The organism is Sphingomonas profundi, from assembly GCF_009739515.1.
Classification (GTDB): Bacteria; Pseudomonadota; Alphaproteobacteria; order Sphingomonadales; family Sphingomonadaceae; genus Alterirhizorhabdus; species Alterirhizorhabdus profundi.
In genome coordinates, this window is sequence record NZ_CP046535.1 from 4,086,882 (window position 1) to 4,098,405 (window position 11,524).

Annotated in this window: 12 protein-coding genes; 4 read left to right on the forward strand and 8 right to left on the reverse strand. The window is 65.9% G+C overall.

Annotation, left to right across the window (positions count from 1 at the left end; all coding sequences use genetic code 11):
- Window positions 1-7 precede the first annotated feature (7 nt).
- Both GNT64_RS19345 and GNT64_RS19350 read right to left on the reverse strand, forming a co-directional pair.
- Window positions 8-1,015 (reverse strand): alpha-ketoacid dehydrogenase subunit beta, encoded by a 1,008-nt coding sequence (locus GNT64_RS19345; RefSeq protein ID WP_156681004.1) that lies wholly within the window; start codon window positions 1,013-1,015, stop codon window positions 8-10.
- A gap of 15 nt (window positions 1,016-1,030) precedes the next feature.
- On the reverse strand, window positions 1,031-2,002 hold the full coding sequence (locus GNT64_RS19350; protein ID WP_156681757.1) for a thiamine pyrophosphate-dependent dehydrogenase E1 component subunit alpha: 972 nt from the start codon (window positions 2,000-2,002) through the stop codon (window positions 1,031-1,033).
- Window positions 2,003-2,171: 169 nt separating this feature from the next.
- Between GNT64_RS19350 and GNT64_RS19355 the strand changes: the two genes are divergently transcribed.
- Genes GNT64_RS19355 through GNT64_RS19365 form a run of 3 tightly spaced genes read left to right on the forward strand, consistent with a single transcriptional unit; the run spans window position 2,172 to window position 5,204 of the window.
- Window positions 2,172-3,272 (forward strand): acyl-CoA dehydrogenase family protein, encoded by a 1,101-nt coding sequence (locus GNT64_RS19355; protein WP_197277119.1) that lies wholly within the window; start codon window positions 2,172-2,174, stop codon window positions 3,270-3,272.
- The gene (locus GNT64_RS19360; protein WP_156681006.1) at window positions 3,272-4,426 is read left to right on the forward strand and encodes an acyl-CoA dehydrogenase family protein; all 1,155 of its coding nucleotides are present in this window, start codon (window positions 3,272-3,274) and stop codon (window positions 4,424-4,426) included. Before GNT64_RS19355 ends, GNT64_RS19360 begins: the two co-directional genes overlap by 1 nt.
- Before the next feature lie 13 nt (window positions 4,427-4,439).
- Window positions 4,440-5,204: a class II aldolase/adducin family protein gene (locus GNT64_RS19365; RefSeq protein ID WP_156681007.1), complete on the forward strand. Its 765-nt coding sequence runs from the start codon at window positions 4,440-4,442 to the stop codon at window positions 5,202-5,204.
- 44 nt (window positions 5,205-5,248) lie between these two features.
- Here the strand turns inward: GNT64_RS19365 and GNT64_RS19370 are convergent, their stop codons facing one another.
- The 5 genes from GNT64_RS19370 to GNT64_RS19390 are packed head-to-tail and all read right to left on the reverse strand — an operon-like array spanning window position 5,249 to window position 8,348.
- Complete coding sequence (locus GNT64_RS19370) at window positions 5,249-6,010, reverse strand: SDR family NAD(P)-dependent oxidoreductase (protein ID WP_156681008.1); 762 nt, start codon at window positions 6,008-6,010, stop codon at window positions 5,249-5,251.
- 3 nt (window positions 6,011-6,013) lie between these two features.
- Window positions 6,014-6,340: an NIPSNAP family protein gene (locus GNT64_RS19375; RefSeq protein WP_197277120.1), complete on the reverse strand. Its 327-nt coding sequence runs from the start codon at window positions 6,338-6,340 to the stop codon at window positions 6,014-6,016.
- A gap of 16 nt (window positions 6,341-6,356) precedes the next feature.
- A complete protein-coding gene (locus GNT64_RS19380; protein WP_197277121.1) occupies window positions 6,357-7,577 on the reverse strand; it encodes an aromatic ring-hydroxylating oxygenase subunit alpha in 1,221 nt (406 codons plus the stop codon).
- A gap of 25 nt (window positions 7,578-7,602) precedes the next feature.
- The gene (locus GNT64_RS19385; RefSeq protein ID WP_156681011.1) at window positions 7,603-7,950 is read right to left on the reverse strand and encodes a putative quinol monooxygenase; all 348 of its coding nucleotides are present in this window, start codon (window positions 7,948-7,950) and stop codon (window positions 7,603-7,605) included.
- On the reverse strand, window positions 7,947-8,348 hold the full coding sequence (locus GNT64_RS19390; protein WP_156681012.1) for a nuclear transport factor 2 family protein: 402 nt from the start codon (window positions 8,346-8,348) through the stop codon (window positions 7,947-7,949). Before GNT64_RS19390 ends, GNT64_RS19385 begins: the two co-directional genes overlap by 4 nt.
- 727 nt (window positions 8,349-9,075) lie before the next feature.
- On the opposite strand from GNT64_RS19390, the gene GNT64_RS19395 reads away from it, so the two are divergent.
- Window positions 9,076-10,218, forward strand: a complete 1,143-nt coding sequence (locus GNT64_RS19395) for a Fic family protein (protein WP_156681013.1) — start codon at window positions 9,076-9,078, stop codon at window positions 10,216-10,218.
- A gap of 47 nt (window positions 10,219-10,265) precedes the next feature.
- Here GNT64_RS19395 and GNT64_RS19400 read toward each other — a convergent pair whose 3' ends face one another.
- Complete coding sequence (locus tag GNT64_RS19400) at window positions 10,266-11,507, reverse strand: hypothetical protein (protein WP_231639105.1); 1,242 nt, start codon at window positions 11,505-11,507, stop codon at window positions 10,266-10,268.
- Window positions 11,508-11,524 lie beyond the last annotated feature (17 nt).

The following is an 11,524-nucleotide window of genomic DNA, read 5'->3' on the forward strand; positions in this document are numbered from 1 at the left end:
GCTCCGCTCAGCGATATTCGAGGGCGCGCATCACGGCCGTCTCGACCCTGGCTGCCGACGGCAGATACGCCTGCTCCAGCTCGGGCGCGAACGGCACCGGCGTGTGCGGCGGAGTCACCTGCACGATCGGCGCGCGCAGTGAGGCGAACGCCTTGTCGGCCACCAGCCCGGCGATGTCGGCCGCCAGGCCGCAGCGGGGTGGATTCTCGTCGACGACGATCAGCCGGCCGGTCTGCTCGACCGAGTCGAGGATCGCCTCCTCGTCGAGCGGGCTCGTCGTGCGCAGGTCGATCACGTCGCAGGCCACGCCCTGCTGCGCGAGCGCGTCGGCCGCCCCGGCCGCCACATCGACGAGCTGGCCGCAGGTGACGATCGTCGCGTCACGGCCCTCGCGCACCATCCGGGCATGGCCGAACGGGATCAGATACTCGTCGTCCGGCACCTCCCCGCGCGCGGCGTAGAGCGCTTTCGGTTCGAAGAAGAGGACGGGATCGTCGTCGCGTATGGCGGTGGTGAGCAGTCCCTTGGCCTCGGCGGGGCTGGACGGGATCACCACCTTCAGGCCCGGTATCGCCGTCATCATCGCATAGGCCGCCTGGCTGTGCTGCGGGCCGGCGTTGCGGCCGGCGCCGTAGGCGATGCGGATCACCGCCGGACAGCGGCTCATGCCGCCGAACATGTAGCGGAACTTGGCCATCTGATTCCAGATCTGGTCGAGGCAGACGCCGATGAAGTCCGCGAACATCAGTTCCGCCACGGGCCGCTTGCCGGCAAGCGCGGCGCCGGCGGCGCCGATGATCGCGCTTTCCGAAATCGGCGTATCGATCACGCGCCTGTCGCCGAATTTCGCGTAGAGGCCAGCGGTGGTCTTCCAGATGCCGCCGATCGCCTCCGGCCCGCCGGCCGTGCCCATGCCGCCGACGATGTCCTCGCCCAGCACGATGACGTTCGGATCGCGCTCCATCTCCTGATGCAAGGTGAGGTTGATCGCCTCGCGCAACTGCATGATCGCCATCGTCAACCGTTCCGATCAGTAGCTGATATACACGTCGGTCAGGACGTTCGCAGGATCCGGCCTGTCGGCCGCGCGCGCCTCGGCGACCGCCTCGTCGATCAGGCCCATCACCTCGGCGTCGATCGCGTCGATGTCCGCATGCTCAAGCAGCTTCGCCTCCGTCACCTTGGCGCGGAATGCGGCGAGGCAGTCCCGCTCGGCGCGGATGCGATCGAGTTCGCCCGGTCCGCGATACCGCTGCGGATCGCCCTCGAAATGGCCGAAGTAGCGCTCCGTATCGAGTTCCACGGCGGCCGGTCCGTTCCCGGCACGGACATGCTCCAGCACTTCGCGCATCACCGTATCGACCGCGAAATAGTCGCAGCCGTTGCCGCGCCACACCTTCATGCCGAACGCCTCGGCGCGGCTGGCGATGTCGCCCGTGGTGCCCACCGCGTAATCGACGCCGGTATGTTCCGAATAATGGTTGTTCTCGAAGACGAAGATGGCGGGTGCCTTGAGCACGACGGCCATGTTCATCGCCTCGAAGGTGGTGCCCTGGTTGCACGCGCCGTCGCCGGAAAAGGCGATCGAGACGGCGTCGCTCCCGTTCGCCCGCGCGGCGATGGCGGCGCCTACCGCGAGCGGCGCGCCGGCACCGACGATGCCGTTGGCGCCCAGCATGCCCTTGCCGACATCGGCGATGTGCATCGATCCGCCCTTGCCCTTGCAGAGGCCATCGGCGCGCCCGTAAATCTCCTTCATCATGCCCTTCACGTCGCAGCCCTTGGCGATGCAATGGCCGTGGCCGCGATGGGTGGAGACGATGTAGTCGGCATCGGTCAGATTCTCGCACACGCCGACGGCGACCGCTTCCTGGCCGGAATAGAGATGGGTGAAGCCCGCGATCTCGCCGGTCTGGATCTCGGCGTGGGAACGTTCCTCGAACTCGCGGATGATCTTCATCTGCCGATACGCGCGGAGCATCTGCTCCCGGCCGAGCTGCATGGCGTCCCTCCCGTGCCCACTAAAGAAGCAGGCTTGACTGGTTTTTACTAACAGCGGCCAACCGCGCACGCAACCGCAGAAAAAAACAATCAGGCTCGCTTTCAATTGCCGGCTTTGCTATCGCGTGGGGCCTGACGCCGTGCGAAGAGGCGGCAAGGGGAGAATGTTCGTGGACCTGGCCTACTCGCAGGAGCAGACGATGTTCGCCGACATGGTGGAGCGGATGCTCGCCGACCGCTACGGTTTCGAGCGGCGCATGCGGATCGTCGCGTCGCCGGCGGGCTCCGATCCCGACATCTGGGCGGCGCTGGCGGAGCTCGGCTGCTTCGCCCTGCCGATCAGCGAGGCGGACGGCGGTATCGGCGGCAGCATGATCGACATCGCGATCCTGATGGAGGCGCTCGGGCGCCATCTGGTGACGGAGCCGGTGCTGGCGAGCGCGGTGCTGGCCGGGCGGATGGCCGCGCGCGCGGGCGCCGGCGCGCTGGTGGAAGCGATGATCGCCGGCGGCCGCCGCCTCGCCTTTGCCGATGGTCGCCGCGCGCTCGCCGCACACGACGGCGCCGTCACCGGCATGGTGCCGCTGGTGGCGGGCGGGGCGGGGGCGGACACGCTGCTCGTGGCGGTGCCGGACGGCGCCGAGGTGGCGCTGCTGGCGGTGCCGGCGGATGCGCCCGGCCTCTCGATCGTTCCTGTTCGTTTGCTGGATGGCGGTCGCGCGGCGGACGTCACCTTCGCCGACGTGAAGGGCGAGCGGCTGTCCGCCGCCGCCGCCGCGATCGTGACGCGCGGCGTGGCGGAGGCGACGGTCGCGGCCTGCTGGGAAGCCGTGGGATCGATGAACGCGGCACGCGCGCAGACCGCCGCCTATCTGCGCGAGCGTCACCAGTTCGGCCGCGCCCTCGCGGACTTCCAGGCGGTGCAGCATCGTGTCGCCGAGATGACGGTCGCCTGCGAGGAGGCGCGTGCCGCCGCCCTGCTGGCCGCGCTGGCGCTGGATGGCGCGCCGCTTCACCATGATGTGACGCGTGCCGTATCGGGCGCCAAGGTGCGGGTCGGCCGGTGCGCCCGCATCGTCGCGCAGGGGGCGGTGCAGCTGCATGGCGGCATGGGGGTTTCGGAGGAGCTGCCGATCGCCGCCCATTTCCGCACCCTCCTGGCGTTCGAGGCGGCCTGGGGCACGACGACCGAGCATCTCGCGCGCTATGCCGACGCCGTGCTCTCCGCCGGGAGCCATCGCACCAGCGCCGTGCTGGCCGAGGCCGCCTGATGGACCTGCTGCTGACGGAGGCGCAACAGGCCTTCCGCGCCGAGGTGCGCGCCTTTCTCGCCGCCGAACTCACGCCCGCGCTGCGCGAGGGCCAGCAACGCAGCGCCGGCGTGTATCCCGAGCCCGAGATCTCCGGGGCGTGGCAGCGGACGCTTCATTGCAAAGGCTGGGTCGCGCCGACATGGCCGGTCGAGCATGGCGGCACCGGCTGGAACGCGATCGAACGCTTCATCTTTGAATGCGAGTGCGCGCTGGCGGGCGCGCCGATCGTCTACCCGATCGGCATCAGGCTGGCCGGCCCGGTGATCCTCGCCTACGGCACGGCGGAGCAGAAGGCGACGTGGCTGCCGCGCATCCTCTCCGGCGAGGATTATTGGTGCCAGGGCTTTTCGGAGCCGGGCGCGGGATCCGATCTCGCATCGCTCGCCACCCGCGCCGTGCGGGAGGGCGACGACTATATCGTCAACGGCAGCAAGATCTGGACCACCCACGCGCATCATGCCAACCGCATGTTCGCACTGGTGCGCACCGCCGACACGCCGAAGCGGCAGGACGGCATCAGCTTCCTGGTGCTGGATCTCGACACGCCGGGCATCGAGGTGCGCCCGATACGCTCGATCGGCGGCGATCACGACGTCAATCAGGTCTTCTTCACGGATGTCCGGGTGCCGGCCGCACATCGCATCGGCGCCGAGGGGCAGGGCTGGGAGCAGGCGAAATATCTGCTGGAGTTCGAGCGCGGCACCGGCCTGTTCAGCAGCCGGCTGCGCTCGTCCATGAAGCGGCTGGAAGATGCCACGGCGGCCTCTCGCCCCTTCGCCGATCCGCATCTCGCCCGGAGACTGGCGGAGGTCGCGATCGAGATCGACACGTTCGAGATGCTGGAACTGATGACGCTAGGCACGCTGGCGCCCGGCGCCAATCCCGGTCCGGTCTCGTCCGTGCTCAAGCTGCGCGCCAGCCGCCTGAAGCAGACCGTCTCCGCGCTCGGCGTCGAGGCGCTCGGCGCCGAGGCGCTGCGCTGGGAAGGCCACGCCGATCCGCTGGCCGACGTGCTGGTGCCCGACCACCTCAACGCCCGTGCCGCGACGATCTTCGGCGGCGCGAGCGAGATCCAGCTTGGGATCATCGCCAAATCGATTGGCGGACTATGAAGGAGCGATCGTCATGAACCTCGCCACGCCCGTGTTCGCCAAGGGCATCGATCCCGTGGCCGATCGGGAGGTCCGCAGGGAGCTCGCCGCATGCTATCGGCTTGCGCACCACTTCCGCATGACGGATCTGATCGCGACGCACATCTCCGCGCGCCTGCCCGGGCCCGGCGAGCGCATCCTGATCAACCCGTTCGGGTGCCTCTTCAACGAGGTGACGGCCAGCAACCTCGTCGAAGTCGATCTGTCGGGCAACGTGAACTCGCCCGGCGGCGTCATCAACCCGGCCGGTTATCTGATTCACAGCGCGATCCATTCCGTGCGGGAGGATGTCGCCTGCGTGTTCCATACCCACACGGCGGCGGGCGTCGCGGTGTCGGCACAGGAGCATGGCCTGCTGCCGATCAGCCAGCAGGCGCTCGTGATCGGCCGGCGCCTTGCCTATCACGATTATGAGGGCGTCGCCCTGCTGGAGCAGGAGTGCGCCACCCTGCAGCGCGACCTGGGCGAGAAGGACGTGATGATCCTGCGCAACCACGGCCTGCTCACCACCGGCCGCACGATCGGCGAGGCCTTCTGGCTGATGCTCACCGCGCACCGCGCCTGCGAGATCCAGGTGCAGGCGCTGGCCGGCGGATCGAAGGTGCGGCTGCTTTCGCCCGAGATCCAGGATCTCGTCCACCGCCAGGTCCATAATTACGGCGGCAAGCCGAACGGTGCGATGGATTGGGTGGCGCTGATGCGCGAGGTGGAGCGGATCGCCCCCGACTATGCGGACTGATCGACGGAGCATGCGGCGGCGCGGCCGCCGCATGCTCCGTCCCGTCAGAACTGGACGCGCCGGCTCATGCCGCCGTCCAGCACAATGTTCGTGCCGGTGATGAAGCCGGAGGTGGGCGACGCGAGAAACGCGATCGCGCGTGCCACCTCTTCCCCCGTGCCGAGGCGACCGGCTGGGATCTTCGCCGCCGTCGCGTCGTAGATCTCGCGGCGTCCCTGCCTGATCTTGTCCCACGCGCCGCCCTCGACGAAGATCGGGCCGGGCGAGACGGTGTTCACGCGGATGCCCTGCGGCGCCAGCTTCTGCGCGAGCGCCGCGGCATGATGGACGATCGCCGCCTTCATCGCGGCATAAGGCTGCGGGCCGAACGCCGGCTCGATCGCCACCGTCGTGCCGATGACGACGATCGATCCGCACTCGGATCGTTCGAGGAACGGCATGGCGGCATCGATGCCGCGCCACGTGCCCATCAGGTCCACGTCGAACGCCGCCTTCCAGCTATCCTCCGAGGCCGGCGGGCCGCCGGCGGAGGCGAAGGAGACGAAGATGTCGCAGCCGCCGAGCGCGTCGGCCGCCTGTTGCACCCAGGCGCGGTAGGCGGCCGCATCGGTGAGTTCCACGGTGCCGCCATGACCCCTAACGCCTCTGGCCTTGATCGCCGCCACGGCCTCGTCCACCTCGGCCTGGTTGCGGCCGCTGATCGCCACGTCCGCGCCCTCGGCGGCGAGCAGTTCGGCGGTGATGCGGCCGATGCTGCGGGAACCGCTCGCGAGGATCGCCCGCAGGCCCTTGAGCTTCAGATCCATGGTCTATTTCTCCAGATCGGCGATGGGGCCATATTGATGATCCATGAAGACGAGCGTCTCCTTCTCGACATGGCTGTCCAGTTCCACGCGGATGGCGGGGTAATCGGGGTGTTCGCGGAAGATCGCGTATGCGCGATCGAAGTGGCCCATGTCCTCGAGCCCCCAGAGATCGACGATCGTGTTGAGCCGGCCGGTGCGCTGCACGAAGCAGCCGAGCATGTGCCAGCCGCCGGGGCCGCCCATGATCGGGAAGATGCGCTTCGTCAGCAGTTCGAGCATCTGCGGCACGTGGCCGGGCCGTATCTCGATCTCGGCTTTCAGATAGATCATGGCTGGTGCCATCCTGTCAGTTGCGGCCGGCCATCAGCCGGTTGAGGTTGCGATGCCAGTGCTGGAGCGCGATTTCGTTGCGGCCGAGCACCGTCTTGAAGCCTGCGGGTGCGTAAGTGAGGTTCTGCTGCCCCTCGCGCGATACGCTGTAATCCTCGGTGGTGACGACGCGATCGATGAACGCGTGCATCTCCTGCCACTTCTGGATGTCGACCGACTCACCCGCATGGGCGGGCTGATAGGTGGTCATCAGCGTGGTCGAGCGATCGACCGTCTCGGCCGGGAACACGCGCGACACGCCGTAGAACTGACCTACGCCGATGATGCTGTTCACATTGATTATCATGTTGGGGAACAGCATGTAGAGGCCGCCGTAGAAGGTGTGCGGCCACTCCGCCTCGTCCTTGTCGGCATAGTCCATGAATTCGGCGCGCGGAAAGGCGAGACGCGCGTGCAGGCCGTAATTGTCGTAGATCATCATGTTCGAATAAGCGAGCTGGCCGATCGTCTGCGGATGCAGCGTGGCGAAATGATAGCTCTCGCCATAGGTATCGAGCGCGTATTTCCAGTTCGCTTCGGCCGGGATCGTGCTGGAGGCGATGGGCGTCGCCTTCTCCAGTTCCAGATGCGCGATCTCGCCCGCGAAGTCGCCCAGATAGGCATCGACGTCCACCGGATCGCCGTTGGCGGTCGCGCGTACCACGATCAGGCCGTATTTCTCCGCCACCGGCACGGGCACGAGGCCGCGCTCGTCCTTGTCGATGCCCTCGAAGCCCTCCTTGCCGGGCTGGCCGATCAGCTTGCCCTCCAGATCGAACGTCCAGCCGTGAAAGCGGCACGTCATGCGCGTGCGGCGCGAACATTCGGTGACGACCTTCGCCCCGCGATGCGGGCACATGTTGAGAAAGGCCTTCACCTCGCGCGATTTGGTCCGCACGATCAGGATCGACGGGCCGAGCACGTCGAACGTCATCATGTCGCCGGGCTCGGCTATGTCGCGGCTGAGGCCGGCGACGACCGGCATCTCCAGGAAGATCGCCCGCTTCTCGCGACGGAAATAATCGGGATCGGTGTAGACGGACGGATCGATCAGCATCGGCTTCGCGTCGAGATCGGTCGTCTTGCTGCGCATGCGGTCCAGCGTCCGCCGGCGCAGCGCATAGTGCGAGGCATGGCGGGCGACCTGCTTGTCGGGGTCCGCCCGCAGGTGCTGCGGCGCCAGGATCACGTCGTCCATGGTAGCTCCTCTCCCTCTTCCCGCTTCAGGCGGCGGTGAAGAAATCCGCGCGCGGCGTGCCGCTATCGTCGTAGACCGGCTCGTCATGCGCGACGCGGTATTTGCGGCTGGTCGACTTGATCGGGCCGGCGGAACGAAGGTGGGTGCGCATCACGGTATAATTCGGCAGGGTGAAATGGTTGGCGAGCGATGCCTCGTCCCTCCACCGTTCGAACACTTCCACCCGGCCGGGGTGCAGCGGATCGAGCGCCCAGCTGTACGCCTCGCAGCCGGGCTCCGCGAGCGACGCTTCGATCAGATCCTTCGCGTCCAGCACGATGCGCTCCGCATGGGCCGGATCGATCTCCATTGTCGCGTTGATGATGATGGTCACAGATGGATCTCCCTCGAGGTGAATGTGCGCCGGGCGAAGCGCCAGCCATCGGCGGTGCGCCGGGCGACGTCCTGATAGATGCCCGCCTGGAAGCGCGGCGCGCCCTCCACCGGATCGAGATGCTCGAACGTGTGGGTCACGATCGTCGCCGTGTCGCCTGCCAGCGCGATCGATCCGGGAAAGGCCATGAAGACGACCGAGCGGAAGCCCGTCATCGCCTTCGTCCATGTCTCGACGATGGCGGCGCGGCCGCTGATCGTGCCGCTGCGGAACTGCCAGATGCCATCCTCGGCCCATGTCGCGCCCCAGGCGTCCGCATCGCCGCGCATGACGGCATCGCTGTAGCTGTCGATCAGTTCTCGGATGCTCAGCCGATCGCCTTCCGGTCCCTCAAACATGCACCCTCATCCTCGTCGCTCGGCCGCGTGGCGACATAATAAACAGGATTGACGGCTTTTTTAAAGCGGTTTTCACCCGGCCGCTCGCCGACCCGCCGTCGCGGAGGTGGGCGATCCGATGGCCGAGTGCACCGCTTCGCCGGCGAAGAGAGCTTGGCGAGCCCACCCACTGACGCGGGGATCGCACGACCACTTCGCACGAAGTCGCAGCGCATCGATCGTCGTCCAGCCGGCGCCCGACTTACGCGTCCTGACGGGGCGGCGAGGCGATCAGCCTGCCGCAATCGGTTCAATGGATAAGCCGGAGTACGGGACCGCGCGATGTGCTCGCAAGGCCGGCATCAGCGCTGGAGGGCCGCACGTCGCCCGGACTTGCCCGGAGAAGAAGGCGGGAGTGCCTCTCTTCGGCCGGAAAATGGTGCCCAGAAGAGGAAATCTGATGGACACCTAAGCGATTGAGTTCAAAGCGCGATTTTCACCGCCTTCTCGCTGAAAGACAGCTTAGCAGACACAGTCTCGCGCGCAAGCCGCAGTGCAACCCTAGCTTCCAAGCGAACCAGCGAAAAACCTTCGGATACCTTTGCGAGGACTATATCGCCATTAGCCAGGCCTCGCGAGAGATCGATCGAACATGTTAGAGTTTGCTGCCGTGGATGATCGATAGCGCTTCCATTTATCGATCACAATTTTATTGATTCATGATCGATAAATCGCCTATATATCGATCATGACGTGGAATTGGCAGCAGCCGGACTGGCCAAATTTCTCCTGGGATGCGCCTCGGCTGCAGAAGGCCGAAGCCTTATTTCTTGAAGGCGTGGGCATCGCGATCGGCGTATCACGACATCTGGACGAAGCTGACCGCAGCAGCCTTGAGATCGAGTTGATGAGCCATGAGGCCATCGACACCTCGGCGATCGAAGGAGAAACGCTCGATCGCGACAGCGTCCAATCTTCGATCCGCCGGCACCTGGGGCTCGCCGGGGATCAACGACGGGTAAAGCCGGCCGAGGCCGGCATCGCCGAGATGATGGTCGATCTTTACGAGCGTGTCGCCGAGCCGCTGGATCGAGCAACTCTCGACCGATGGCATCGTCATGTCGTCAATGGCCGCACCGATCTTGCAGACATCGGTCGCTACAGAAGCGGCGGTGACCCTATGCAGATCGTATCCGGGCCGATCCATCGACCGAAGATCCATTTCGAAGCGCCGCCTGCGGCGCGGGTCGAAGAGGAGATGGTGGGGTTCCTGACGTGGATCGAACGAAGCCGGCCGGGCGGGTCAACACCGATTACACCGCTGACGCGGGCTGGTCTTGCGCATATCTGGTTCGAGAGCATCCATCCTTACGAAGACGGCAATGGCCGGATCGGTCGCGCCATCAGCGAGAAGTTGCTCGCCCAGGGCCTGCATACCCCGATCGTCACCGGCATGGCGAGCACCCTGCTGGCGCACCGCAAAGCCTATTACGCCGCGCTCGAGCGTGCCCATGGCGCGCTGGAGATCACCGACTGGCTGTTGTGGTTCGCGGCCAAGGCGATCGAAGCCCAGCGTCGGACGCTTCGGCAGGTCGAGTTCGTCCTGGCCAAGGCGCGCGTCATGGAAGGCCTGCGCGGCAAGCTCAATGATCGTCAGGAACGCGCGATGTTACGGATGTTCGCCGCGGGGCCGGATGGCTTTGTCGGTGGCCTCAGCGCCGCCAACTATATGACCATCACCGGTGCTCCGACGGCGACGACGACGCGCGACCTCGCCGCTCTGGTCGGGCTCGGCGGGCTGGTGCGAACCGGCGAGCAGAAAGGGACACGCTATTGGCTCCCCATCGAAACCGCCCCGATCGGTTCTGTCGAGATTGCCGATCTCGCCTGAGTTGGCCGTTGGTGGACGGAAACGGTTCGTGTTCTTCCAACAATCGGTCAATAGTAGCCATAGGGCGGCCGAAAGGCGTGATCATCGTCGTCGCCAAACAGCTTCTGTTTCTCGAACCGCTGCTCGAGTCCGTCGGTCGAAAGCGCCGCTTCGCGTGATGCCGGTCGACGCTCGGCCAGTCCGAGGAATTCGGTGACGCGGCCGGTACTTCCCGACATTTCCTCATCGCGCAAATTCGCGACCAGCCTCCTCAGTCGATCAAGCGAGGCCATCTCTTCGAGCACCTCGTCCAGTGCTTTACCGCGGCGCTCGGCGATATGGTCCCTGCGAAGGGCGAGCTCGCGCAATCGCCGCTCCTCCTCGCGTTGCCGTGCCTGTTCCTCGCGCTTAACCTGATCGTCCTTCTTCGCCGCCGCCAGCACCGCGATGCCGACCGCGATATCGCTGGCCATGTTCTCGATCCGCTGGACCTTCGCATCCTTGAAGGAACGCCGCGGGCTGCCGCCCAGCAGATAGGAGTGCTCCAGTTCGAACACGAGTTGGCCGGTGGGATGATAATCCCATTCGGGACCGCGCAAGGATGAGAAGCTGAAATCGTCGTCATCCCAACTGCCGGGGTTGTTCCAGCGGCGCGCTCGGCGCTTTCGGGCCGCCTCCTGCTCGGCGAGCTCCTTCTCGGTCGGCACATGCTTTTCGCGTCGAACACCCTCGCTGATCGAAAAGCCGATCGTCTCACCCTCGCATTGGAAGCTCGCGGACTTCTCGCCTCGCACCAGCTTAATCCCCAGCGCTTCCGCTGCCGCCGCGATACGGCCGAGCGCTAGTTCCAAGCGGTCGATCGAGGCCGGCGCGACGTTGACCTTGACCACGTTCAAACCTTCGACCGTGACGAGCCCGTTGATTGACGAAGGCTTCGCCTTGCGGAGCTGGGAGATCGTCCGATCGACGATCGGGTTTGTTGGCAAGACCGCCTCCGCGTCGATGGACGATGCGAGCAGTCGTGCGTTCTCACGTGTGGTCGCGATCAACTCGGGCTCGGGCCGAAGTTCGCCAGCCGCAATCGTAATTCTGTCCGATATCCCAGCCTTCGCTTTTGGCAGCGGAGTTTGCTTGACCGTCTTGCCCGCGGCCTTCTTCGCCCACCATCCCAGCGGCGGGTTCGGGATATCATGCTTCTTGCAGATCTTGTGGAGGGCAACGTCTGAGAGCGCGAACTCCTTCGCCAAGTGGGTGATGGGTTTCGACCACACCAGATCGTAGAATTCCTGCCGGGTAAACACCCTCGACATTGATTAGACTGTCAATC

Excerpts from the sequence above, each read along its gene's own strand:
- GNT64_RS19345 (WP_156681004.1), bottom strand. The coding sequence starts at position 1,015 with ATGGCGATCATGCAGTTGCGCGAGGCGATCAACCTCACCTTGCATCAG.
- GNT64_RS19350 (WP_156681757.1), bottom strand. The coding sequence starts at position 2,002 with ATGCAGCTCGGCCGGGAGCAGATGCTCCGCGCGTATCGGCAGATGAAG.
- GNT64_RS19360 (WP_156681006.1), top strand. The coding sequence starts at position 3,272 with ATGGACCTGCTGCTGACGGAGGCGCAACAGGCCTTCCGCGCCGAGGTG.
- GNT64_RS19365 (WP_156681007.1), top strand. The coding sequence starts at position 4,440 with ATGAACCTCGCCACGCCCGTGTTCGCCAAGGGCATCGATCCCGTGGCC.
- GNT64_RS19370 (WP_156681008.1), bottom strand. The coding sequence starts at position 6,010 with ATGGATCTGAAGCTCAAGGGCCTGCGGGCGATCCTCGCGAGCGGTTCC.
- GNT64_RS19375 (WP_197277120.1), bottom strand. The coding sequence starts at position 6,340 with ATGATCTATCTGAAAGCCGAGATCGAGATACGGCCCGGCCACGTGCCG.
- GNT64_RS19380 (WP_197277121.1), bottom strand. The coding sequence starts at position 7,577 with ATGGACGACGTGATCCTGGCGCCGCAGCACCTGCGGGCGGACCCCGAC.
- GNT64_RS19390 (WP_156681012.1), bottom strand. The coding sequence starts at position 8,348 with ATGTTTGAGGGACCGGAAGGCGATCGGCTGAGCATCCGAGAACTGATC.
- GNT64_RS19395 (WP_156681013.1), top strand. The coding sequence starts at position 9,076 with ATGACGTGGAATTGGCAGCAGCCGGACTGGCCAAATTTCTCCTGGGAT.
- GNT64_RS19400 (WP_231639105.1), bottom strand. The coding sequence starts at position 11,507 with ATGTCGAGGGTGTTTACCCGGCAGGAATTCTACGATCTGGTGTGGTCG.